The organism is Flavobacterium sp. MDT1-60, assembly GCF_014844035.1.
In the GTDB taxonomy this organism is placed as follows: domain Bacteria; phylum Bacteroidota; class Bacteroidia; order Flavobacteriales; family Flavobacteriaceae; genus Flavobacterium.
Genome location: NZ_CP062159.1, coordinates 685,297 through 710,470 on the forward strand (window position 1 = coordinate 685,297; position 25,174 = coordinate 710,470).

Sequence of the window (25,174 nt, forward strand, 5' to 3'; positions counted from 1 at the left end):
AAAAATTATTACAATGAAAAAATTATTTTTATCCTTAGTACTCATGGCTGTAACAACTAGTTACAGCCAAGAGTTAAACCTACCAGTGTTTACCCAGTATTTAGCTGACAACCCTTTCGTGCTTTCGCCTGCCTATGCGGGTATTGGAGATAACCTTAGAATTCGTGCCAACGGTCTTACACAATGGGTCGGAATCAAAGATGCTCCCGAAAATCAATCGCTTTATGCTGATTTTAGAATCCTGGATCGTTCGGGAGTGGGAATTTCAGTTTATAATGATAAGAATGGTTATACAAGACAAACCGGTGCCAAAGTTTCATTTGCGCATCACATCATCTTGGATTATTATTCTAAACAATACTTGTCTTTTGGACTTTCGTATAACTTCAACAGTTTCCGAATTGACATTGATGAATTCAATAACACAATTGAGCATCCTATTTTAGATCCCGCTGTTACAGATAATCGTTATACAGGTAATAATAACTTTGATATTAGTGCCTTGTATCGTAACAAGAGTTTCTATTTGAGTTTCAACGCGAATAACGTTTTAAAGAAAAACACAAATAAATACAGAGGTGTTGAGCCAAATTTACTTTCAAACTATCAGGTTTATACAGGATATGTTTTTAAAGATGGGGAAAACAGTCGTATAGAATATGAGCCTTCAGTCTTCTACCAGTATTTTGCAAGTGACAAACGTTCTACTACCGATTTTAACTTTAAGTACAGACGTTACAACCGTTACGAAGATTATTATTGGATTGGAGTTTCGTATCGTATGCTAAACGACCAGTTTCCTAAACCATTATCTGTTGGGCCAATGGCTGGTTTTATGAAGTCTAAATTCTATTTCGGATATTCTTATCAGGTAATGTTCAATGATCTTGGAAACTACAATACCGGTACACACGTAATTACTATCGGATTTGATTTCTTACAGTCTATCAGTAACTGTCCTTGTACGCAAAGTCCTGTTCACGACTAATAATTGCATAGTTGAAAGTACTGCAGTCTGGATTTTCATTTTTATTTTGAAAAGCAAATTTTTACTGCAGTACGTTTAACTTTCATAATGGTATAAGCAACCATTTTTAACTTTTTTAAATATAAATTTGTTTTTTTCATAATTTACATCGTTTTCGTTGTTATAGATAGGTTATTTTTACATATTTCAAATTTAATACTACTCTAAAAGTTCTATATTTGTTTTTCTTTCAAAAAATTAAAAAATTATCAAATGAAAACTTTAAACGATTTCGATTTTAAAAATAAAAAAGCAATTATCCGTGTTGACTTCAACGTACCACTGGATGAAAACTTTAATGTAACAGATGCAACTCGTATCGAAGCTGCAAAACCAACAATTGACACTATTCTTGCTCAGGGCGGAAGTGTTATTTTAATGTCACATTTAGGAAGACCAAAAGGTGCTGAAGAAAAATATTCGTTAAAACATATTTTAAAAACAGCTTCTGAAATTTTAGGGGTTGAAGTTAAGTTTGCTACTGATTGTGTTGGAGAACCATCTCAGACTGCTGCTGCAGCTTTAAAGCCAGGTGAAGTTTTATTACTCGAAAATTTACGTTTTCATGCTGAAGAAGAAGCTGGAGATGTTGCTTTTGCAAAAGAATTGGCATCTCTTGGAGATATCTATGTAAATGATGCTTTCGGAACAGCTCACAGAGCGCATGCTTCAACAACAATTATTGCACAATTTTTTCCAACAGAAAAATGTTTCGGAACATTGTTGGCAAAAGAAATCGAGAGTTTAAATAAAGTACTTAAAAATAGCGAGAAACCGGTTACTGCTGTTCTAGGAGGTTCTAAAGTATCTTCAAAAATCACAGTTATCGAAAATATCTTAGATAAAGTAGATCACATGATCATTGGTGGTGGAATGACTTTTACTTTCGTAAAGGCACTAGGTGGTAAAATTGGTAATTCTATTTGCGAAGATGACAAACAGGAATTGGCACTTGAAATTTTAAGATTAGCTAAAGAAAAAGGAGTTCAGATTCATATTCCGGTTGATGTTATTGCTGCTGATGATTTCTCAAATACAGCAAATACAAAAGTGGTAGATGTAAAAGAAATTCCTGATGGATGGCAAGGTCTTGATGCAGGTCCTAAATCATTGGAAAATTTCAAAAAAGTAATTTTAGAATCTAAAACTATTTTATGGAACGGTCCTTTAGGTGTTTTTGAAATGGAAACATTTTCAAAAGGAACTATCGCTTTAGGCGATTATATTGCGGAATCTACGCAAAATGGTGCTTTTTCATTAGTAGGTGGTGGTGATTCTGTCGCTGCTGTAAAACAGTTCGGTTTTGAAGATAAAATGAGCTACGTTTCTACTGGTGGTGGAGCAATGCTTGAAATGTTAGAAGGAAAAATTTTACCTGGAATCGCTGCGATTTTAGACTAAAAAATCACAATTAACATTTTTTTGCATATTTTTCATTGGTAATCTATTTAAGTTTGCAAAAATACGATTGCTATAATTGTTTGAATTATAGGATTTTAAAAAAAATGTTATATGATTATAAAGAAAATCTCCTTAGCGGTTACAGCTCTTTTTTCGATAACGATGTTTGCGCAGGAAACTGCAACAACTTCGCTGGATATTAAACCAGAAGTAAAGCTGTCGTACTTAGATTCTGTGAAAAGTTCTTTCAAAAAAGATGAAGTGGCTACAAAAGTAGACAGTCTCTGGATGAATGAATGTTTGAGTTTAGATATCTACAATGATTTTTCAAAAGATATTCAGACCTTAAATACAGATCAGGATGTTAATGCCGAATTGCCAACAGAGCTTTTAAAACAGCGTTTGCAGGCAATGAATGAGAAATCTCCTTTTAATATTGAATACAATCAGGGATTAGAAAATATAATAAAGTCATTTCTTAAGAATCGAAAAAAATCGTTATCCCGATTAATGGCTTTATCAGAATATTATTTCCCAATTTTTGAGGAAGCTTTTGCCAAACAAAATATTCCTTTAGAAATTAAATATTTAGCTATTGTAGAATCTGCTTTAAACCCTAAAGCAGTTTCTAGAATGGGCGCCACGGGTCTCTGGCAATTCATGTACGGAACTGGAAAACAATACGCACTTAAAATCGACTCTTATATCGATGAACGCAGCGATCCGCTTAAAGCAACTGCTGCAGCCTCAGATTATTTTTCTAAAATGTATACTATTTTCGGCGACTGGGAGCTTGTTTTAGCTTCTTATAATTCAGGTCCGGGAAATGTTACCAAAGCAATTCGTCGCTCTGGCGGAAAGACAAAATACTGGGACATTAGAAATTATTTGCCAAAAGAAACGCAAGGTTATGTTCCGGCTTTCCTGGCAACAATGTATCTTTTTGAATACCATAAAGAACACGGAATTAATCCGGAAAGAGCTGTCGTTAAAAATTTCGAAACAGATACAGTAAACGTTAAAAGCGAAATGTCTTTCAAACAAATTGCCGATTTGTTAGACATGCCACAGTCACAAATACAGCTTTTAAATCCTTCTTATAAATTAAATGTTGTTCCGTTTTATCAGGGAGAAAATCATTTTATTCGTTTGCCAAAAGATAAAATCGCAACTTTCGTTACAAATGAAGATAAGATTTATGCTTACGTTAGACATCAGTCAGAAAATAAAACAATGTCAACTCGTTTGGCTTTAAAAGTTACACCTAAAGCAAAAGCACAATTAGACAAAACAATTTATTCAGATGTTAAATTGTATAAGGTTCAAAAAGGAGATAATTTGGGAGCTATTGCTGAAAAATATGATGTCAATATCGGTGACCTAAAGAAATGGAATAACCTGAAATCAAATTCGGTTGCACTAGGAAGAACATTGAAAATTAAATCGGATATTGATCTGGCTAAGATTTCTAAAGAACCTAAAGCAATTCCAACATTAGAGAAAAAATCAGAAGAAGCTATTGCGGCTGTTGATGATAAAGAAAAAGGGGCTGGTCAGTCACAAGAATATGTAGTTGTTGCAGGAGATAATTTAGGAAGCATTGCTAAAAAATTCGGTACAACTATTGCTGATCTAAAAGAGCTTAATAATCTAACATCAAACAATATCGGTTTAGGGAAAACTTTAGTGATTTCTAAAGAAATTCCTGCGATTGAAGAAACGGCTACAGTTAATACGGCTATTGTTTCAAACGCTTCAATCGACTCTTTCAAAAAGAAAACAGCCTCTGCCAAAAGCATGAGTGAAGATTATTACGTTAAAAAAGGTGATTCATTATATAGCATTTCAAAAAAATACCCTGGAGTTACAATTTCGGATATTAAAAAATGGAATGGCATTAAAAACGAAGATCTAAAACCGGGAATGAAGCTCAAAATAAACGGATAATAAAAAATCTTACCTAAATTTGGGTTTTATTTCATAAATTAAGAAAATGAATAAAACCCATTTTTTATTGGTAGTAATCCCGTTTCTGTTGATTTCGTGTTTAAAAACAGAAAAACAACCGCAACCTGTTTCGGGTAAACCCAACACCATTTCAATCATTATTGATGATCAGTTGTGGTATGGAGAAGTTGGCGACAGTATCCGAAATAAATTTGCCTCGCCAGTTTGGGGTCTTACCCAGGAGGAACCACTTTTCACCATCAATCAATATCCCGCCAGATTACTCGAAGGTTTTGTAACCGATAGCCGAAGTATTATTGTAGTGAAAAAAGCCGCTACAGATAAATTCGAAATTATCCGAAGCAAAGCACTGCCTCATAATACCTTTCGTATTTACGGAAAATCAGTAGATGATATTATTTGTAGTATCGAGATGAACGGATCGCAAATCATTAAGCTCATTCGTGATGCCGAAATCGAAAAAATTCAACAAGACAACAGTAAAGCGCTTTTAAATCCAGCCGTACTTAAAAATAAATTTCATATTAATGTCCAAATTCCGATTGGCTATGAATATATGTTGCACAAAAAGAATTTTATTTGGCTGAAAAAAGAGATCATCAGCGGTAATACAAGTCTTCTTATTTATCAGGTTCCCATTAAACAACTGACTAAAAGCTCAGACATTGTTGGAAATATTGTCAAAATGCGCGATTCAATCGGACTCTACATCAAAGGTCGTGAACCCAATACACAGATGATTACCGGCGAAGCCTATGCACCGTATTTTTCTACTATTTCGTTAGATGGAAAAAAGACTTTTGAAACCAAAGGAACCTGGGAACTTAAAAACGATTTTATGACGGGTCCATTTATCAATTACGCTATTGTTGATGAACCAAACAAACGTATTTTAGTTATTGAAGGCTTTTGTTATTCTCCATCGAATCAGGAAAGAGATTTAATGCTGGAGTTGGAGGCCATTATAAAATCGGTAAAAATTGATAAAAGGTAGTTTGATTATTTTTCATACTTTTGTTTTAACAAACATTAAATCAGTTGATTATGAAAAGTTTTTATTTAGGATTATCAATGTTAGTGGTGTGTTTTATTTCTTGTAAAAAAGAAGTAAAAACAGAAACGGAAGCCGTTACAGTTACGGATAGCGTTAAAACAGAAGAACCAATTGCAGAAACACCTTTAGATTCTGCAACACAAATGAAATTATGGGTAGCCTATGCAACACCTGGAAACGCTCATAAAATGATGGCAGATGAAACAGGAACATGGAATTGCGATATGACTTTTTGGGAAGAAGCTAACGGAAAGCCAAGTAAAGCTACTTCAACAGCAAATATTAAGATGATACTTGGAGGCCGTTATCAGGAAGCGATTTATAACGGAACTATGATGGGACAGCCATTTGAAGGTAAAAGTACGCTTGCTTACAATAATGTGAGTAAAGAATTTACCACTACTTTTATTGATAATATGGGTACCGGTATGATGGTTGCCAGTGGAAAATATGACGAAGCAACCAAAAGCATGAATTTAAAAGGAGATATGGTGAGTCCGCTAAACGGCAAAAAAACACCTTATAGAGAAGTATACACCATTGTTGATGCCAATACGCGTAAAATGGAAATGTATGACACAAAAAATGGCGAGGAATATAAAAGCATGGAAATTATCATGAAGAGAAAATAAATATCGCCTTAGAGAAATGTACGATTTAAATAATTAAAATCCCGATTGCAATTTGTGATCGGGATTTCTATTTGATAATATTTGATGTAATTTTGCAGGTCGATATAAACAACAAACAGAATGGAATTAAAATGGAAAATAAAGCCGTTTGAGGCACTAACGGTTCATGAGTTATATGATTTACTCAAAGTGAGAAGTGAAATCTTTGTAGTGGAGCAAAATTGCGTTTATTTGGATCTTGACGGGAAAGACAAGAAAGCACTACACTTAATTGGTGAGTACGATGGCAAAATTGTAGCGTATTCCCGCTTGTTCGACGCCGGAATTAGTTTTGATAATGCCTCAATTGGAAGAGTGGTTGTTGATGCTAATTACCGTGATAAAAAATGGGGACACGATTTAATGCGTGAGGCCATCTCCGGAATTAAATCAAATTTTGGAAAAGATAAAATCACAATTGGTGCACAATTGTATTTGAAGAAATTCTATGAAACCCATGGATTTGTTCAAACTAGTGAAATGTATCTGGAAGATGATATTCCACATATTGAAATGATTCGCGGAGAATAAACAAAGAGGGATTTCAATTTAATGCCATAATGTTGCAATAAATAAGCCTGTATTTTTTTTAATATATAATGAGCTGAAAAATAGAAAAATAGTAGTTTTGTTTAGAGTGAAACTTTAAGTAAAAAAATTATACTTATTGCTTTAAGTAGCAAAAGAAATTAAATCTTAGTAATCAAAAATTCCACACGTCGATCTAAATTATCACCTTTTCCCAAGGGATATTTATTGCCACAACCTTGGTAAGTCATTCTGTTTCTAGAGATTTGTTTAGTGGCCAGATAGTTAAAAACGGTTTTGGCACGGTTCCAGGAAAGTCTTCTTTCTTTGGTGTCTTTGTCAATTCCGTCACTATAAATTTCAGGAGTGCAGCAGACATGGCCTCTAATTTCGAACTGAAGATTTCTTTTTTCTTTTAATGTTTCAGCTATCTTTTCGAGCTCTTTTTTAGAAGCAGGAGTGAGTCTTGCGCTTCCAATATCAAACAAAATGTTATCCAGATAGATTTTATCTCCAACTTTTAAATTGTTTTTGAAGGAAGTTTTAATTCCTTTTCCAAAACTATTCCGTTTGACTACAATCAAATCAACCCGCCGATTTTTAGAACGCGTTTCATGAAGATTTTCTACAGTGTCCGGTTTTACAACAACACGGCCTTTTCCTTCTAAAATAACAATTTTGCTTTGATTAAAGCCGGCTGAGACTAAGAGGTTCTGAATCGTATTGGCACGATTATTTGATAATCTAAAATTATAGTCGTCGTTACCGCGATCATCACAATAACCGTAAATTTGTACAGACTCAACTTTCGTAGTGTCAATACTTTTAATAAAATTAGTTACAACTTCGGTTTGTTTGGGAGTAAGATCATACTTGTCAAACTCAAAATAAATGGTTTCAATTGGTTTTTGCTGCGCCGATAAATTGTAAATAACAAACAGAAATAGGGCTCTACAAATATTCATTATTTTTAAATTTTTAAAATCGTCTTGTACTCGGTTTGATTGTTTAAAACATTAATTGCTTTTTTAATTTCAGAATTATTTTTAATGTAAAATTGATATAGCCCTTCCTGATATTGGTATCTTTTGATAAGCTCTTCCTGAATTAAACCTTTAATTTCTTTTTGGTTTTTATCCAATAAGATAGTTTCGCTTTTTTCAAGTGCTGCCAATAATTGTTGATATTCCGGTGCAATTGTTTCGTCTATTTTCTCCGTTTTGGCTGCTGTCAAAGTATTTCTCAACGCCACTTCGGTTTCAGTGTCAAAACTGATTTTATTAGCTTTTAAATATTGTTTAAAGCTGGTATAATCTGCATCTGTCAGTACCGGAATCTTATCTCCTAAATTTGGATTTTTATAATAATAGGTGGTTGCATAATCAAAAATCCCATCGTTTTTCAATAATGCAGTGGTTATCGGACTCATTTTGGTTTCGTCTAATTCAATATCCGGTAAAACGCCTCCACCATCATAAACTGTTCTTCCTTTTCTTGTTTTAAAAGCATTGAAGTTTTTGGAATCAGTTTTTTGTGCGACACCATTTTTGTCCTTATGTGAATAATCCAATGCCTGAATACAACGGCCAGACGGTGTATAATAACGAGAAATAGTAACTTTCAACTGTGTTCCGTATGTAAGATCCACAGAACGCTGAACTAAACCTTTTCCAAAACTGCGGCTTCCTAAAATAACAGCACGGTCTAAATCCTGCAAAGCTCCGGAAACAATTTCAGATGCCGAGGCACTTCTTCCATTCACTAAAATAGCAAGTGGAATTTGAGTGTCAACGGGTTCTTTGGTCGTTTTATAAGTGTTATTATGTTTCTCTATTCTTGATTTTGTTGTTACGATAACTTCATTTTTCGGAACAAATAAATTACAGATATCAATTGCCTCGTTCAATAAACCTCCCGGATTTCCTCTCAAGTCAAGAACAATCTGCGTTGCGCCATCAGCTTTTAATTTTTCTAAAGCTTCTTTTACTTCCGCAGCAGCTTTTCTGCTAAAATGCGCCAAAACAATATAACCTGTTTTATCATCAATTTTTCCGTAAAAAGGAACCGATTTTATATCAACTTCATCCAAAACCAATTCTGTTGTATTCGTTTTCCCCTGACGCAGGTATTTAATCTGGATCTTGGTATTTTTTGTTCCTTTTAATAATTGCGAAGCATCGTCTTTAAAATCAGCAATCAAAACATCGCCAATCTGAATAATTTCATCACCTGCTTTTAATCCGGCTTTATCAGCCGGATAGTTTTTATAAGGTTCGCGTACAATTAAACGATCTTTTTTACGAGAAATCAAAGCGCCGATTCCGGTATATTCTCCGGTATTGTTGATTTTGAAGTTGACGACATCTTGTTCGTTAAAGTAAACCGTGTACGGATCTAAACTTCCCAACATGCTTTTAATGGCTTTATCCATCAAATCGCCCGGATTGGTTTCGTCTACATAATTGGTATTTACGGCTTTGAATAAAGTCGTGAAAATTTCTATTTGCTTGGCGATCTCAAAGAAATCATCTTTGAAACTGGTTCCAATAAATAAAAATCCTGCGGCAACGGCTGGTATAACGAACTTCTTTTTGAGATAAGGATACATGATTTATGCTTTTTTTCTTTTAAATCGTTTTCTGATAAAATAAACCAGAACAACGAATAGGATAATAAATGGCCAAACACTAACGATAGAAATCAGAAAATCTGACAGACTAAAAAAACCGCTTTTAATAGCATTCCAGATTTTAGATCCGTACGAAATTTTAACTCCTTCTTTTTGGGCTATTGTTTTATAAAACTCAATTGTAATAACACTTTCAGAAACTCTGCTCTCTAAATATTTAAGTTGACCTTCTTTGGCTTCGATTTCTTCGCGGATGGTTGAAATTTGTTTCTCAATTTCTAAAATCTCGCTAATTTTAGTGGCTTTTTGTAATATTTCTAAGTAACGGGCTTCAAGTTTTCGTTTTGTATTTAGTCTTGAATTTAAGTCAATATATTCTTCTGTAACATTTTGCGAAGAGATATTTTTTTCATCAAAATAAGCAACTCCTTTTGATATAGCTTGTAAAAAAGAATCAAAGTTCTGGCTGGGAACACGAACCGTAAGGTTTCTGGTGATGTTGTTATAATTCTTTTCCTGATAATCGTTTTGAACACTTCCTTTGTTTGCTTTAATCGCAGTTTGAATTTGATCGAAAGTGCTTTCTAAATCATCGGTTTCAAATTTAAGATTACCTTGTTTGATTATTTTTTGTGGAATAACCATTTCATCAGACGATGATCCGCTTGGCATTGGAGTATTAACAGACATAATTTTATCCTCAGAAACATAAGCACTTCCAGCTTTTTTTTCACAACCTGATAATGTCAAAGCAAAAAATAAAAAACAGAAAATATATCTCATAAAGTTCCAATTTAGAGCTAAAACTACAATTTTTTTACAATTTTTTCTCTAATTTGATAAACAAAGTTGTTTTTCGAGGATTTAGATTTCTGTTTTAGTTTCAGAATCTGTCGTTTTGTTTATTTGTTGGATAAATTTCTCAAACAACTGAATCGTTTTGGTGTTGATTTCTTCGTAAGATAATTTGTCTTTGGTCTGATAAAAAAACATCAGAGAATAAGGCTGTTCCAAGTTATTCCAAAGTAAATGTTTGTTTAATCGATAGGTTTCCCTAAGAATCCGTTTGAAGTAATTTCTATCAACAGCTCTCTTGAAATACTTCTTAGAAACCGAAACGCCCATTTTAATTTTTTCTTCTGAATCAGCTTCCGCTTGACGGTAAACCAAACGCAATGGATATTTAGAAACCGATTTTCCTTCAGAAAACAGTAAACCTATTGTCGTTTTGCTCTTTAAGCGTTCATTTTTTGGGTAAGTAAAATTCATTTAATTCAGAAAAAATTTGCAATTTTATAGGCAAAGGTACAATTAAACCATAAAAACGGTTATTGTTTTCAATTTTTATACAGCTAAAAATTTATTTATTACTTTTGGCAATTAATTTTTTTAAGCATGCAAAAGATAATTTCGTATCCCATATCCGTAATTTACTATTTATGTTTTGGATTGTGTCTGGTTGTTTTCCATCCCATACAATGGATTTGCCTAAATGTTTTTGGCTATCAGGCTCATAAAATTAGCGTTGATTATTTAAATTTTTTCCTTTTAAGATGTACAAATCTTGCGGGAACCAGATATACAATCGAAAATAGAGAGACAATTCCCACGGGAGTTCCTTTGATTTTTGTATCGAATCACCAAAGTATGTACGATATCGTGGCAATGATTTGGTACTTTAGACGTTTTCATTGTAAATTTGTAAGTAAGAAGGAGTTAGGTAGCGGAATCCCGAGTGTGTCTTTTAATTTACGTCATGGAGGTTCGGTACTAATTGACCGTAAAGACCCTAAACAAGCGATTCCTGTAATCAAAGGCTTGTCTGAATATATTGAAAAGAATACAAGATCTGCAGTAATTTTTCCCGAAGGCACAAGAAGTAAAACCGGTAAACCAAAAGAATTCGCCCAAAGCGGTTTGAAGATTCTTTGTAAATATGCGCCATCTGCGTATATTGTTCCGGTAAGCATCAACAATTCATGGAAAATGGTAAAATACGGGTTTTTCCCGGTTGGTTTAGGAAATCACCTTACCTTTACCGCACACAAAGCAATGGCTGTAAAAGATTTTGATTTTGCCGAGTTAATGAAGTTGACAGAAAAGGCAGTTGTAGAAGGAGTAAACGAGTATAAATAGATTTTTGTTTTTCAGAAAAAAAACTGAAACAGAAATCGCAATCTTAAATAAGTAATGTCTATAAAAAACATTAGATTAGAAGTAATGCAGTTTTTAGAAAAAAACGTAGATAGCTTCGTAGAACAGTATTTAATTCCAGTAGAAAAAATTTGGCAACCGTCAGATTTTCTGCCTAATTCTGAAGGAGATAATTTCTTTGAGGAGGTTAGAGAATTACGCGAAATTGCTAAAGAATTACCATATGATTTCTGGGTTACGCTTGTTGGTGATACCATCACTGAAGAGGCTTTACCAACTTACGAATCCTGGTTGATGGATGTTGAAGGAATAAATCAGGTTGAAAACGGTGGAAACGGCTGGTCTAAATGGATCCGTCAATGGACCGGAGAAGAAAACCGCCATGGAGATTTACTAAATAAATACTTGTATTTGTCTGGCCGTGTGAACATGCGTGAAATCGAAATGACAACACAGCATTTAATCAACGACGGTTTTGATATCGGAACTGGATCTGACCCATACAAAAATTTTGTATACACTAGTTTCCAGGAATTAGCAACATATGTATCACACAACAGAGTAGCTCAAATGGCTAAGAAATTTGGGGATAATAAGTTGTCTAAAATGTGTAAAATGATTGCTGGTGACGAAATGCGTCATCACCATGCCTATAGCGAATTTGTTACCAGAATTTTTGCGGTTGATCCTAGCGAAATGATGTTGGCGTTTCAATACATGATGAAACAAAAAATCGTGATGCCGGCTCACTTCTTAAGAGAATCTGGTCAAAAGATCAGTTCTGCTTTCGAGCAATTTTCTGATTCTGCACAACGTATTGGGGTTTATACTGCCAATGACTATGTCGATATCATGCAGAAATTAATTGACAAATGGGAAATTGATAAAGTTTCTAATTTGACAGATGAAGCTGAAAAAGCGCGTGATTACTTAATGAAATTACCAGCTCGTATGGCAAGAATTTCTGAAAGATTAGTAATCCCGCAGGAATCTCACATTTTTAAATGGGTTGAACCAGCGAGATTATAGATTTTAGTCCCGAGACTTCGGGATAGATTTCAGATTGATATTGCAATTGACATTGAAAAATTTATAATATATTGTTGATTGTTGAAGCGTCGAGCTTTGACAATCAACATTTTTATTTAAAAAAGAAAACTATCAGCGTAAATCCGTTTAAACCCGTGTCATCCGCGTGCCATTCTCAACACAAAAAACAACTATGAATAATCCAGAATTAATAAATAAAACAATTGCGTTCGTAAAAGAAAAACTAAATGATGCCGAAGGCGGACACGACTGGTTTCATATTGAACGTGTGTATAAAAATGCTCTTCTAATTGCCAAAGACACAAATTGCGATTTGGTTGTAGTACAACTGGGAGCTTTGCTTCATGATATTGCCGACAGTAAATTTCATAATGGCGATGAAACCATCGGACCAAAAACGGCCAGATTATTTTTGGAATCTGAGAATGTTTCTGAGGATACAATTCAGCATGTGGTAAACATCATCGAAAACATTTCATATAAAGGCGGAAATTTCGAAAAGAGCTTCTCATCTATAGAATTAGATATCGTTCAGGATGCGGATCGTTTAGATGCGATAGGGGCAATTGGAGTAGCAAGAGCGTTCAATTATGGCGGATTTAAAAATCGTGCTTTACATAACCCTGAAATTGCGCCTGTAACAAACATGAACAAGGAAGAATACAAAAAGAATAATGCGCCAACAATAAATCATTTCTACGAGAAGCTTTTACTCTTAAAAGATAAAATGAATACCGAAACCGGAAAACAAATCGCTTCTGAAAGACATAAATTTATGGAAACCTTTTTAGCCCAGTTTTATGCAGAATGGGAGGGAGTGAAGTAGATTTTTATTCCACAGAGATTCGCCAAGAAAACACAAAGCTTCACAAAGAAATTTTAAATCTCCGTGAAGCTTTGTGTTTTTACTTCGTGTATCTCTGTGAAATGTTTTTTAAACCGTAGCAACTTAGAACCTCAGTACCTCAGCACCTTTCCTCTAAGAACACCCGCAATTACCATCACCACAATCTTTTTTCTTTTTAGATTTCCAAAAGAATTTTTTGATCAAAAATGTGACCGCAATAAGTAATATTCCAAACGCAATAATTTCTTGTATCATGGCCGTTTATTTTAAAAGTTGATAAGCCAGAAGTGCAACAAAATAAGCTAAACCGCTCATTAAGAATAATTGCATTGCGGGCCATTTCCAGGAATTGGTTTCTTTTTTGGTAATCGCCAATGTACTGGCGCATTGCATTGCAAAGGCATAAAATAGCAATAGTGAAATTCCCGAGGCAAAATTGAAAATCTTTTGGCCCGTTTTCGGATTTACTTCTTTCTGCATTTTGCTTTTAATTGTTGCTTCGTTGTCGCTGTCTCCAACGCTGTATATTGTGGCAAGTGTTCCAACAAAAACTTCTCGTGCGGCAAACGAACTGATAATCGCAATTCCGATTTTCCAGTCATAACCCAAAGGCGCAATTGCCGGTTCGATGGCTTTACCCATAATTCCGATGTAGGAGTTCTCTAATTTTTGAGACGCCACTTCGTTTTCAAACTGAACTTCATTTAAAGTTGTATTCGCAAATCTTTCTTTTACGATTGTTTCTGCTTCATTAAAATCTTTTCCAGGACCAAAGGACGCTAAAAACCATAAAACAACAGATATTGCCAGAATAATTTTACCTGCTCCAACAACAAATGCTTTTGTTTTCTCTACTACGTTGATTCCAACATTCTTCAAAAGAGGCATTTTATAGCTTGGCATTTCAACTACAAAATACGTTTTAGTATTGAATTTTAGGATTTTATTCAAAATTAAAGCAGATAAAATGGCCGTTCCAAATCCCAATAAATAAAGCAGCATTAATGATAATCCCTGAAGGTTTAGAATCCCCAGAACACGTTGGTCCGGAATAACCAAAGAAATAATAATAGTATAAACCGGAAGTCTTGCGGAACAAGTAGTGAATGGTGTTACCAAAATAGTGATTAAACGCTCTTTCCAGTTTTCAATATTTCGGGTTGCCATAATTGCCGGAATGGCACAGGCGGTTCCTGAAATTAAAGGCACAACACTTTTTCCTGAAAGCCCAAATTTTCGCATGATTTTATCCATCAAAAATACCACACGGCTCATGTATCCGCTTTCTTCCAAAATAGAAATAAACAGAAACAAAAAGGCAATTTGCGGAATAAAAATCAAAATCCCTCCAATTCCCGGGATAATTCCCTGTGAAAGTAAATCGGTTAAGATTCCACTTGGTAATTCTGCGGCTGTCCAACTGCTTAAAGAAGCAAAAGTGCTGTCGATAAAATCCATGGGAATCGTTGACCAGCTGAAAATGGATTGGAAAATCACAAACAAAATGGCTAAGAAAATGACATAACCCCAAACTTTGTGTGTTAAAACACGATCAATTTTGGCTCGAATATCTTTTGCCATCGATTCATCAACTTGTAAACCTTCTTTCAAAACATCATTTATAAATTGATATCTTTTGATAGTCTCTTTTTGTTGTAAACGTTTCAGTTCCGAATGTGATTTGGTAAAAGTACTTCGGATTTCATTTCGGTCTAAGTTTAAAAAGTTTACATCTTGAGTAATTACCAACCATAATTTATACAATAATTGGTTTGGAAAAGCATGTTGCAGTTTTTCAAAATAGGCAGCATCAATAACTGAAGCATTTAAACAAGGTTCGTGTGGAATCGTTTTATAGGAAACAATTAGTTCTTTTAATTCTTCAATTCCAAAACCTTTGCGTGAACTTACAAGAGCAATCTTGGTTTTTAGTTTTTCTTCTAAATAAGGAATATCAAGTGTAATTCCTTTGCTTTCCATACGATCAGACATATTGATAACTAAAATCGTCGGAATTTCAAGGTCTTTTATTTGAGTATAAATCAGTAAGTTTCGTTTCAGATTTTCAACATCTGTTACCACTACTGCAACATCCGGATATAATTTGTCATTTTTGTTCAGCAAAAGTTCAATTACAACACTTTCATCCATTGAACTGGCATTCAAACTATACGTTCCTGGTAAATCAAGAATGTTTGCTTTAATGTTATGAGGCAGTTTACAGAAACCAATTTTCTTTTCAACTGTAATTCCGGGATAGTTCCCAACTTGCTGATTTAAACCTGTAAGCTGATTAAAAACAGAGGTTTTTCCTGTATTCGGATTCCCGATAAGGGCAACATTGATGTTTTGAATGCTCATTACAAATTGGTTTTGATAAGTTCAACTTCAATTGCACGAGCAGTTTCTATACGAATGGCAACATGAGAGCCATTAATATCCAAATATAAAGGATCTCCAAAGGGAGCAATTTGAAGTAATTCGACTAAGTTGCCCGGCAAACAACCCATTTCTAATAACTTTAAAGGAATAAGATCGATATCAAAATCTTTGATAATGGCTTTTTCGCCTTTTTTCAGAGTGTGAATTGTATTTTGCAAGCTTATTTAGATTGAATTTAGATTGCAAAAATAGGCAATAATTCTTTATTTCAAGGCAATTAACCGTTTTGATTGTGCCAAAATTTACTTAAATAAGCTAATTTTACTCTTGGGATAAGAAATCGATGTCTTCCAGAAGTCTTTTGATTTCTTCTTTATTTGTTCCGTCATAAAATCCACGAACGCGACGTTTTTGATCGACTAAAACGAAATTCTCTGTATGAACCATATCATATAATTGATCAGGGCGACCCAATTTTACCGCTAAGTATGATTTTCTGGCCATGGTGTAAATTTCTTTTTTATCGCCAGTAACCAAATTCCATTTGCTGTCTACAACACCATATTTTATAGCATAAGCTTTTAAAACCGAAACACTGTCTACTTCGGGAAACACCGTATGGGAGAGGAGCATTACTTTAGGATTGTGTAGAACTGCTTTTTGAACTTCGGATAGATTTGTCGACATTTTTGGACAGATTGATCCGCAAGTGGTAAAGAAAAAGTCGGCTACGTAAATTTTTCCTTCGTAGTTTTTTTGAGTAATAGTATCGCCATTTTGATTTACAAAAGAGAAATCAGCAATCGTATGGTATTTACTTTTGTATTGAATCGTACTGTCAACCAGTTCAGGATTTACGTCAGAAGGATTGTAAATGGGTAACGTTTTTTGTGGCTTTAAAGCCGAATAAAATAGGGATATAGTAACTACCGAAAAAACAATTAAAACAATAAAGAATTTGCGGTATTTGTATAGTAAAGATTTCATAAACAGAATTTGGCGCAAAAATACGAAAAGCAGTTTTTAAAAGCCTAACGAACGTTAGCTTTTAACAGGAGATTAAAAAGGTTTGCCACGAATTTTCACTAATTCCTCTCTGCTTATGATTTCAAAAAACATATTGATTCGTGAAAATTCGTGTAATTGCTTCGCCTGTTCGCTAACGCTCGAGTCGTGACAAACTCATTTAATACTTTAAGTTTTAACCTTTCTAATAGACTTGTTAACCAGATACAATCCAACTAAAGTTACGGCTGCGCCAATTGCAATGGCCTGCGTAAGCGTTTCTCCAAAAATGAATGATCCTAAAACCATTGCCACAATTGGATTTATGTAAACGTAAATACTGCTAATTTCCGTTGGAAGATGTTGTAAAGTATAAATAAAAGCGATAAACGTTAAGACAGAGCCAATAATAATTAAATAAGCAATTGCCCACCAGGAATTTGAAGAGATTTCACTCAAAGGAATATTAGTTCCTGAAGCTTCTGTAATTCCAAACAAAAACACGCTCGAAATCAACATTTGCAATCCTAAACTGAAATACGGATTAAAACTGGCTGCTTTTTTCTTGGTTTCTAAAATTCCGAAAGCCCAGGTAATAGTTGATGCCGTCATTAAAATGATTCCGAATTGAAAATCAGGTTTTAAAAAATCAGATAAGTAATCCATGAAAATGATACAGATTCCACCAAAACTAATCAGAATTCCAAATAAAGCCACTCGGGCAATTTTTTTGCCATTAAAAAAATTGATAATAATAATCCAAATAGGAAAAAGAGCACTGATGATGGCACCTAATCCGCTACTGATATATTTAACTCCCCAGGTACTTAAACCATTGCTTAAGGCAAAATTTAGTATAGACAAAATAATAATTGTTTTCCATTGTTTACCTTTTGGCCAGGGCTCTTTTTTAATTAGAAAATAACCAACATAAAGTAAACCTCCCAAAAACTGACGAATAGTGGCTACCTGAAGACCGGGCATATGACTAACTGCTTCTTTTGATGCCAACCAGGTAGTTCCCCAAAAGAAACTTACCCAGCATAAAGCCAAAATTGGAAATCCTATCGCTTCAATTTTTCCTGAAAAGGCATTCTGAATTTTTGCTCTCACTTTTATTTTTTTTCTTTTAACAAATATTCCAAAAACAATTTCAAATATTCCGAAAAACAGAACATAATATTCATGAAACTTTTCGCTTAAATCTATTCGAAAATTGAATGTTAAATTTCGAGACTAATTATTGGTAAATTTTAACATAGTATTCAAAATAATAACAATATGTTTGTGTATATACTAAAACTATAAAGAAAAATGATTAAACAGCTTACTAAACCTATGTTTTGTGTGGTTTCTGCAATGTTCACTTTCACTGCAATTCAGGCTCAAAATGCAAAACCAAAAGAACCGGGTATCAATATTGCCAATATGGATACAAAAGTTAGTCCGGGTGACGACTTTTTTCGTTATGTAAACGGAACCTGGTTAGAAAAAACTGAAATTCCAAGTGATAGAAATTCATGGGGAAGTTTTAATGAACTACGTCAGAAAACAGACGAAAATTCATTGGTGATCTTAAAAGAAGCTTCAAAAGATCCGAAGTATAAATCAAATACAGATCAAGGTAAGGCAATTGCTTTATTTAATACGATCATGGACACTGTTGGAAGAAACAAAAGAGGTGTTACACCACTTCAGCCTTATTTGAAGAAAATCGACGCTATTAAAAATGTAGCCGATTTACAAAATTACCTAACTGAAATGCAATCTCAGGGTGGCGCTGGTTTCTTTGGAGTTTTTGTTGGAGCTGATGCTAAAAACAGTAATAAAAATTCAGTTAACTTAGGTCCTGGAACTTTAGGATTGTCAGATAAGGATTACTACAATTCTGATGATAAAGATTCTAAAGAAAAACGTGAAAAATATGAGGTTCACGTGGCTAGAATGCTGCAGTATATTGGAGAATCTCCTGCAAAAGCAAAAGAAAGTGCAAAACAAATTTTGGCTTTAGAGGTAGAAATGTCTGCTCCAAGATTAGATCGTGTTGAACGCAGAGATCGTAGAAAACAATACAATCCAACTGCGGTTGCCGATTTGAAAAAGAATACACCTTCTGTTCAATGGGATAAATATTTTGCCGGAATCGGAATGACAAAATTAGATACTGTGAATGTTGCTCAGCCTCGTTATATGATCGCTTTAGAAAAAACGTTTACTGAAAAGAAAGTAGAAGCATGGAAAGAGTACCTAAAATGGTCTTTACTAAACAGAGCGGCATCAACGTTGACTACAGAAATAGAAAATGCAAATTTTGATTTCTACGGAAAAACATTGACAGGAGCTTTAAAACAACGTCCGCGTGAAGAAGTTGCTTTACAGGTAATAAACGGTGCAACTGGTGAAGCTTTAGGAAAACTTTATGTAGAGAAGTTATTCCCTGCTGAAGCTAAAGATAAGGCTAAAAATATGATTGCGAATGTAATGCAGGCATACAGAAACAGAATCAATGCTTTGCCTTGGATGTCGGCTGAAACTAAGACAAAAGCTATTGAGAAATTAAACAAACTAACGGTTAAAATTGGATATCCTGATAAATGGAAAGATTATTCAGCTTTAGAACTTAAAAACGTTAGCGAAGGCGGAACTTATTTTGATAACATGAAAAATTTATCAAAATGGTCTTATGCTGAAAATCTAGCTAAATTAGGCAAGCCAGTTGATAAAACAGAGTGGGGAATGTCACCACAAACGGTAAACGCTTATTTTAATCCATCTTATAATGAGATTGTTTTTCCTGCAGCGATTTTACAACCACCTTTCTACAATTACCAGGCTGACGAAGCTGTAAATTATGGTGGAATTGGAGCTGTTATTGGTCACGAAATCTCTCATGGTTTTGATGATTCAGGTGCACGTTACAATGCAGACGGAAATTTAGTTGACTGGTGGACTGCTGATGATTTAAAACAATTTACAACTCTTGGAGGTGAACTTGCTGCACAATACAGTGCTTTAGAGCCATTACCGGGAATTCACGTAGATGGTAAATTTACTTTAGGAGAAAATATTGGTGATTTAGGAGGTACAAATGCAGCTTACGATGGTTTGCAATTGTATTTAAAAGCAAATGGAAATCCAGGTTTAATTGACGGATTTACGCCTGAACAACGTTTCTTTATTTCATGGGCTACAGTTTGGAGAACTAAATCAAGAGATGAGGCTATAAAAAGTCAGGTTAAAACAGATCCGCACTCTCCGGGAATGTACAGAGCGGTAGTGCCAATTCAGAATTTGGATACTTTCTATCAGGCTTTCGGAATTAAAGCAGGAGACAAAATGTACATAGAACCAGCAAAAAGAGTTAAAATCTGGTAATATATATTGACAAGCATAAAAAAAACGGCGCTACTTTTAGCGCCGTTTTTGTTTTATCTATTTAATTGCAATAAAAATATCCACTTCGGCATTTTCCGGATTCTGTGTTTTCTCTCCGTAAATTTCAAAATCTGCGGTAAAGCTTCTGTCCAGATCTGAATTCCAAATCTTCATCCATTCGTTAAAAACAATGTTTTCATGAAGATTTCCTTTTGCAATGAACTTTTCATAAGTTGCTTTTTCAATAGTTTTCCCTGTCATTTCTTCCGGAATAAAATCTAAAGAGCATACCAGACATCCTAAAATGGTTGTATAAGGTTTTGTGTGATCTTTTTCGTAGTCGGTATAAACACAATAAAGAGAATTGTCGATTTTATTCGGAATTTTTTCAGCAATCCCTTCCGTCATAAATTTGTTCCAAAGAGCAGGAATATCTTGTCCTGATTGACCATTCTCATTCGTCGTTCGTACTGAAATCCCAATAATACTAAATTTTTGAATATCCATTTTTAGTTAAATTATTTTGTTTGATTTCAAATTTATGATGACAGTGCGACAACAGTGTGTCAGCAGGAAATTGAAAAAGCTAAATTTAAGACCTTATTTTGTGTTGCTGTAAATATAAGCTTCAATTGCTTTTAATTCCTCATCAGACATCGCCTGAGTTACCGGAAAATTGGTTTTCATAACAGAGAATTGACTCGGATCAACAATTGGATCTGCATTTCCTTTTAAGAAAGTAATAATATCACCTTTTTTGTCTTTATATGTTTTTCCGATTTCCTGAATACTTGGGCCAATAATTTTTTGATCTACCTGATGACAGGAAACGCAATTTCCTCTTCCTTCAAAAATGTCTTTTCCTAAAGCTTCCGGTGTTTTGGCTTCCGCCGATTCACCTTCAGAATAGTTTTCTGTTGTGGTTGTATGAGGATTTTCAGTTGTTTCTTTTTTACAAGATGCGAAAGCTAAAACGGCAGATAAGAATAATACTTTTTTCATTTTCTTATTTCTTATTTAATAGTATTGCAGCCTCTTTAGCAAAATAAGTCGAGATTATACTGGCTCCCGCGCGCTTAATGCAATAAAGTTGCTCCATCATAATTTTGTCATTATCCAGCCAGCCTCTTTCAGCAGCAGCTTTAATCATGGCGTATTCTCCTGAAACATGAAAAACAGTTACCGGAACATTTACGGCATTTTTTACCTCACGTACAATGTCAAGATAAGCAATTCCTGGTTTTACCATTACCATGTCAGCGCCTTCTTCCACATCCATAAGTGTTTCTCTGATGGCTTCGATACGATTGGCATAATCCATTTGATAGGTCTTTTTGTCTTTCGGAACAACAACATCAGCTTCTCTTGGCGCACTGTCCAATGCATCACGAAATGGTCCGTAAAATGCAGAGGCATATTTAGCCGAATAACTCATGATACCCACATTATGAAAACCTGCAGCATCCAATCCTTGGCGAAGACGTAAAATACGTCCGTCCATCATGTCGCTAGGTGCTACAAAATCAGCTCCGGCTTGTGCGTGCGAAACGGCCATTTTTACTAATGCTTCGTTAGTTGCATCGTTGGCAATATCGCCATTTTCGATGATTCCGTCATGACCATAAATAGAATAGGGATCAAGAGCAACATCTGGCATTACAACCATTTCAGGGCAAGCTGCCTTTATAGCTTTAATAGCATTTTGCATTAATCCGTTTGGATTCCAGGCTTCTTTTCCGGTATTGTCTTTTAGTGATTCGTCTACTTTTACATAAATATTGACAGCGCGAATTCCTAAAGCAAAAATTTCTTTTACTTCTTCAACGGTTAAGTCGATTGAACGACGAAAAATTCCCGGCATGGACGGAATTTCTACTTTATAATTTTCGCCTTCTGCAATAAACATTGGAAACATAAAATCACTTGGACTCAATGTTGTTTCGCGAACTAAACTACGGATAGATTCATTTACTCGTAGCCTTCTGCCTCTTTGTAATGGGAACATATTTTTTTGTTTAAAGTTTCATGTTTCAGGTTTTATCCTGAAGTTATTCTAATATTTTTTTATGTAATTGAAGCGTTATATATCGCTTTTATGGTTTTATCAAGCTTTTGGTTAAATTCATCATCAGACTGACCAGCAGAAAGACCTTCAGACAATGCTCGTGAGAAGCTGGCGATCAATCCGTGGTTTTGCATCAGTTTTGCATTGGCTTCTTCTTCTGAATATCCGCCAGACAATGCTACAACACGAACAACATGCGGATCAGAGATCAAATCTTTGTAAAAGTCATTCACAGTTGGGATAGATAATTTCAGCATCACTTTTACTTCTTTATCTAACAAGCTAAGCTGTTTCTGGATTTCTTCTTTCAGAATTTCTTCCGATTTTTCTTTGTCAGTACTATAAATATCAACTTCCGGTTCAATAATCGGCACGAGTCCTTTTTTAAAGATTTGTAAACCAACTTTAAATTGTTGCGCTACTACTTCACGAATTCCTTCAGCATTTGCTTCTTTAATAACAGAACGCATTTTGGTTCCAAAAACGTTTCGTTCTACAGCCCTTGTCAATAGTTCCTCTAAATTGGAAATAGGCTTCATCAATTGTACGCCATTGGCCAGATCAGCAGGTCCTTTATCTACTTTTAAAAATGGAACTATGTTTTTCTTTTCCCACAAATAATCGGCAGTCCATTGTCCGTCGATTTTGCGATCCATGGTGTTTTCAAACAAAATAGCTCCCAGGATATATTCGCTTTTAAATGCAGGGCTCTTAATTATACGGGTTCTCATTTCATGTACGAGAGTGTACATTTCCTCTTCATTGGTGTAACTATTTTCCTGAACGCCGTATTGTGCAAGCGCTTTTGGAGTACTTCCGCCACTTTGATCTAATGCTGCGATAAATCCTTTTCCGGAATGCATGCGATCTAATTGTGCAATGTTCATTTCTCTTTTTTCCATAATAATGTTTTTAAGTGAAATTCAATCGTTTTATTTATTACCAACCAACTCCAGAGGATCGCAATATTATTGTCGATCCTAACTTACATTAAATCTCATTAAACAAATATTCATCTTTTAATTCTACATTAAATAATTTCAAAAATTCAATATATTCTTCTTTAAACGTTTTTATTTTATGATGTTCTTCCTGGCGTTGAATATAATTTATAACATTTGTTAATTGAGAATGACTGTATGAAAAAGCTCCAAAACCCGTTTGCCATTCGAACTTTCCATTAATCCATTTTTTATCATTTATGAACTTTGATGAATTTGACTTTATATCTCTAACTAAATCTGAAATCGACTTGTCAGGCATTCAGTTAATGGTAATTAGTTTTTGTTCTTTATTTGTAACAATACCGGTAATATATTTATAAATTTCTTCCTTCCAATTTGCTGAAATCAGGTTTTGCCTTCCCTTAACAGCAAAAATAATATGAATGTATAATTGCGAATATGTATTTGCCATAAAATTGTAGCTTTTAAAATGATGCCACCCCGATGAGGTTCAATAAAATAAATCTACAAAATTGCTATAAACATGTTGTCCCGATGGGACTTAATTATATTAAAATTAGTCAATTAATTTTGGAGTTTTAATAAATAAAAACCACATTTTTAAATTAAAGCTCCGGAGGAGCATCATGTTTATAGATAAAATTTAGCGACTAGAATTTGAACTCCAGAGGAGCGTAATATTCTTATTCAATTCTAACTAATCCATTCCCGCGGATTTTCTAATACATTTACCAATTTCTCTTCTTCGCTTCCTGCTTCTGCATGATGATCATAAACCCATTGTACGTGTGGAGGCAAACTCATTAAAATACTCTCAATTCTTCCGTTAGTTTTTAAACCGAATAATGTGCCTTTGTCGTGAACCAAATTAAACTCGACATAACGGCCACGACGGATTTCCTGCCAGTTTCTGTTTTCCGGAGTATATGCTAAATTCTTTCTTTTCTCCACAATTGGAACATAGGCTTCTAAGAAACTATTTCCAACTTCGGATACAAAATTGAACCAGTTTTCCATTGACATTGACTCATTTGCTTTGCAATAATCAAAGAACAAACCGCCAATGCCTCGTGCTTCGTTTCTGTGAGCATTCCAAAAATAAGCGTCACATTGTTTTTTATATTTTGGATAAAACTCCGGATTGTGTTTATCGCAAGCGGTTTTACAGGTTTGATGAAAGTGTTTTGCATCTTCTTCAAACAAATAATAAGGTGTTAAATCTTGTCCGCCGCCAAACCATTGTTCGATAACTTTTCCGTGTTTATCGTACATTTCAAAATAGCGCCAGTTCGCGTGAACCGTTGGGTTCATTGGGTTTTTTGGATGCAAAACCAAACTTAATCCGCAGGCAAAAAAATCAGCTTCACCAACGTTAAACATTTTTTGCATCGCTTCAGGAAGTTTTCCGTGAACGGCCGAAATGTTTACACCACCTTTTTCGAAAACTGCACCGTTTTCAATAACGCGTGTTCTTCCGCCACCGCCTTCCGGGCGTTTCCAAAGATCTTCACGGAATTTTGCAGTTCCGTCAACAGCTTCTAATCCGGCACAGATTTGGTCTTGTAGATTTTGTATGTATGCGTAAAATTTATCTTTCATGTATCTTAATTCTTAGTAATGAAATCAATATTAAAATAGTTCCAATTAAACATAACCAATCTCTAAATAAATAATGAATAACAACAATTGGTGTGTCATTCCAATAATCCTCATATGAAGTATAAAAACATTTAAAATATAAAATCGTACCCATAATTAAGAATATTCCAATTGGAATAAATATTTTTATTTTGACCGATTTAGGTTTTAATAGATCATTTAAAATAAAAGCAACCGGTAAAATATGAAGAGTAAAGATTATAAAATCAACTATTTGATTAAACCAAAACATATAAAAAAAACGATTGATTATGTAGATCATTAATAGTAGATATATCACACTCGATATATTTAAAATACTCTTTAATTTGTGTTTTTTAATTTCAAAAAAGTAACTACTAATAGTAATTGTAAATAGACTTATTAAAACTCCAGTAAACAGAAAAATTCTTCC

Annotated in this window: 24 protein-coding genes and 1 pseudogene; 10 read left to right on the forward strand and 15 right to left on the reverse strand. The window is 34.3% G+C overall.

The window, feature by feature from the left end; genetic code table 11:
• Positions 1-13: 13 nt before the first annotated feature.
• The 6 genes from IHE43_RS02780 (at position 14) to IHE43_RS02805 (ending at position 6,652) form a co-directional block, all read left to right on the forward strand.
• Complete coding sequence (locus IHE43_RS02780) at positions 14-988, forward strand: type IX secretion system membrane protein PorP/SprF (protein WP_225585356.1); 975 nt, start codon at positions 14-16, stop codon at positions 986-988.
• 252 nt (positions 989-1,240) lie between these two features.
• A complete protein-coding gene (pgk, locus tag IHE43_RS02785; RefSeq protein WP_192186574.1) occupies positions 1,241-2,428 on the forward strand; it encodes a phosphoglycerate kinase in 1,188 nt (395 codons plus the stop codon).
• 111 nt (positions 2,429-2,539) lie between these two features.
• Complete coding sequence (locus IHE43_RS02790) at positions 2,540-4,375, forward strand: LysM peptidoglycan-binding domain-containing protein (RefSeq protein WP_192186575.1); 1,836 nt, start codon at positions 2,540-2,542, stop codon at positions 4,373-4,375.
• Between the two features lie 46 nt (positions 4,376-4,421).
• Positions 4,422-5,390, forward strand: a complete 969-nt coding sequence (locus IHE43_RS02795; RefSeq protein WP_192186576.1) for a DUF4837 family protein — start codon at positions 4,422-4,424, stop codon at positions 5,388-5,390.
• 50 nt (positions 5,391-5,440) lie between these two features.
• Positions 5,441-6,082 (forward strand): DUF1579 domain-containing protein, encoded by a 642-nt coding sequence (locus IHE43_RS02800; RefSeq protein WP_192186577.1) that lies wholly within the window; start codon positions 5,441-5,443, stop codon positions 6,080-6,082.
• 120 nt (positions 6,083-6,202) lie between these two features.
• A complete protein-coding gene (locus IHE43_RS02805) occupies positions 6,203-6,652 on the forward strand; it encodes a GNAT family N-acetyltransferase (protein WP_192186578.1) in 450 nt (149 codons plus the stop codon).
• 158 nt (positions 6,653-6,810) lie between these two features.
• Here the strand turns inward: IHE43_RS02805 and IHE43_RS02810 are convergent, their stop codons facing one another.
• The 4 genes from IHE43_RS02810 to rnpA all read right to left on the reverse strand — a co-directional run bounded on the left by IHE43_RS02810 (position 6,811) and on the right by rnpA (position 10,547).
• Positions 6,811-7,614, reverse strand: coding sequence for an OmpA family protein (locus IHE43_RS02810; RefSeq protein WP_192186579.1), 804 nt, complete (start codon positions 7,612-7,614; stop codon positions 6,811-6,813).
• A gap of 5 nt (positions 7,615-7,619) precedes the next feature.
• Positions 7,620-9,257, reverse strand: coding sequence for a S41 family peptidase (locus tag IHE43_RS02815; protein ID WP_192186580.1), 1,638 nt, complete (start codon positions 9,255-9,257; stop codon positions 7,620-7,622).
• Positions 9,258-9,260: 3 nt separating this feature from the next.
• Positions 9,261-10,061 (reverse strand): DUF4349 domain-containing protein, encoded by an 801-nt coding sequence (locus IHE43_RS02820; protein WP_192186581.1) that lies wholly within the window; start codon positions 10,059-10,061, stop codon positions 9,261-9,263.
• Between the two features lie 81 nt (positions 10,062-10,142).
• Positions 10,143-10,547 carry a ribonuclease P protein component gene (gene rnpA / locus IHE43_RS02825; RefSeq protein ID WP_192186582.1) on the reverse strand — a complete coding sequence of 135 codons (405 nt, stop codon included), beginning with the start codon at positions 10,545-10,547 and terminating at the stop codon, positions 10,143-10,145.
• Positions 10,548-10,673: 126 nt separating this feature from the next.
• Here rnpA and IHE43_RS02830 point away from each other — a divergent pair, with 126 nt between their 5' ends.
• The 3 genes from IHE43_RS02830 to IHE43_RS02840 all read left to right on the forward strand — a co-directional run bounded on the left by IHE43_RS02830 (position 10,674) and on the right by IHE43_RS02840 (position 13,308).
• Positions 10,674-11,414, forward strand: a complete 741-nt coding sequence (locus IHE43_RS02830; RefSeq protein ID WP_192186583.1) for a 1-acyl-sn-glycerol-3-phosphate acyltransferase — start codon at positions 10,674-10,676, stop codon at positions 11,412-11,414.
• A 54-nt stretch (positions 11,415-11,468) separates the two neighbouring features.
• Complete coding sequence (locus IHE43_RS02835) at positions 11,469-12,461, forward strand: acyl-ACP desaturase (protein ID WP_192186584.1); 993 nt, start codon at positions 11,469-11,471, stop codon at positions 12,459-12,461.
• 193 nt (positions 12,462-12,654) lie between these two features.
• Positions 12,655-13,308 (forward strand): HD domain-containing protein, encoded by a 654-nt coding sequence (locus tag IHE43_RS02840; RefSeq protein WP_192186585.1) that lies wholly within the window; start codon positions 12,655-12,657, stop codon positions 13,306-13,308.
• A gap of 153 nt (positions 13,309-13,461) precedes the next feature.
• Here IHE43_RS02840 and IHE43_RS02845 read toward each other — a convergent pair whose 3' ends face one another.
• The 5 genes from IHE43_RS02845 to IHE43_RS02865 form a co-directional block, all read right to left on the reverse strand.
• On the reverse strand, positions 13,462-13,584 hold the full coding sequence (locus IHE43_RS02845) for a FeoB-associated Cys-rich membrane protein (RefSeq protein WP_192186586.1): 123 nt from the start codon (positions 13,582-13,584) through the stop codon (positions 13,462-13,464).
• Positions 13,585-13,590: 6 nt separating this feature from the next.
• On the reverse strand, positions 13,591-15,690 hold the full coding sequence (gene feoB, locus IHE43_RS02850) for a ferrous iron transport protein B (protein WP_192186587.1): 2,100 nt from the start codon (positions 15,688-15,690) through the stop codon (positions 13,591-13,593).
• A complete protein-coding gene (locus tag IHE43_RS02855) occupies positions 15,690-15,929 on the reverse strand; it encodes a FeoA family protein (protein WP_192186588.1) in 240 nt (79 codons plus the stop codon). The genes feoB and IHE43_RS02855 overlap by 1 nt, the downstream gene beginning before the upstream one ends.
• Before the next feature lie 103 nt (positions 15,930-16,032).
• Positions 16,033-16,698, reverse strand: a complete 666-nt coding sequence (locus IHE43_RS02860) for an SCO family protein (protein ID WP_192186589.1) — start codon at positions 16,696-16,698, stop codon at positions 16,033-16,035.
• A gap of 207 nt (positions 16,699-16,905) precedes the next feature.
• On the reverse strand, positions 16,906-17,829 hold the full coding sequence (locus IHE43_RS02865) for a DMT family transporter (RefSeq protein ID WP_192186590.1): 924 nt from the start codon (positions 17,827-17,829) through the stop codon (positions 16,906-16,908).
• A 201-nt stretch (positions 17,830-18,030) separates the two neighbouring features.
• Between IHE43_RS02865 and IHE43_RS02870 the strand changes: the two genes are divergently transcribed.
• On the forward strand, positions 18,031-20,091 hold the full coding sequence (locus IHE43_RS02870; RefSeq protein WP_192186591.1) for a M13 family metallopeptidase: 2,061 nt from the start codon (positions 18,031-18,033) through the stop codon (positions 20,089-20,091).
• A 57-nt stretch (positions 20,092-20,148) separates the two neighbouring features.
• Here IHE43_RS02870 and IHE43_RS02875 read toward each other — a convergent pair whose 3' ends face one another.
• The 6 genes and pseudogenes from IHE43_RS02875 to hemF all read right to left on the reverse strand — a co-directional run bounded on the left by IHE43_RS02875 (position 20,149) and on the right by hemF (position 24,720).
• Complete coding sequence (locus IHE43_RS02875) at positions 20,149-20,598, reverse strand: GyrI-like domain-containing protein (RefSeq protein ID WP_192186592.1); 450 nt, start codon at positions 20,596-20,598, stop codon at positions 20,149-20,151.
• Between the two features lie 93 nt (positions 20,599-20,691).
• A complete protein-coding gene (locus IHE43_RS02880; RefSeq protein ID WP_192186593.1) occupies positions 20,692-21,093 on the reverse strand; it encodes a c-type cytochrome in 402 nt (133 codons plus the stop codon).
• A 4-nt stretch (positions 21,094-21,097) separates the two neighbouring features.
• Entirely contained in the window at positions 21,098-22,096 is a 999-nt protein-coding gene (hemB, locus tag IHE43_RS02885) for a porphobilinogen synthase (RefSeq protein ID WP_192186594.1), read from the reverse strand.
• 59 nt (positions 22,097-22,155) lie between these two features.
• Entirely contained in the window at positions 22,156-23,043 is an 888-nt protein-coding gene (locus tag IHE43_RS02890; protein WP_192188143.1) for a fructose bisphosphate aldolase, read from the reverse strand.
• Between the two features lie 103 nt (positions 23,044-23,146).
• Positions 23,147-23,572 (reverse strand): annotated as a pseudogene (locus IHE43_RS02895) (transposase).
• A gap of 242 nt (positions 23,573-23,814) precedes the next feature.
• Positions 23,815-24,720 carry an oxygen-dependent coproporphyrinogen oxidase gene (hemF, locus tag IHE43_RS02900; protein ID WP_192186595.1) on the reverse strand — a complete coding sequence of 302 codons (906 nt, stop codon included), beginning with the start codon at positions 24,718-24,720 and terminating at the stop codon, positions 23,815-23,817.
• Between the last annotated feature and the right edge of the window lie 454 nt (positions 24,721-25,174).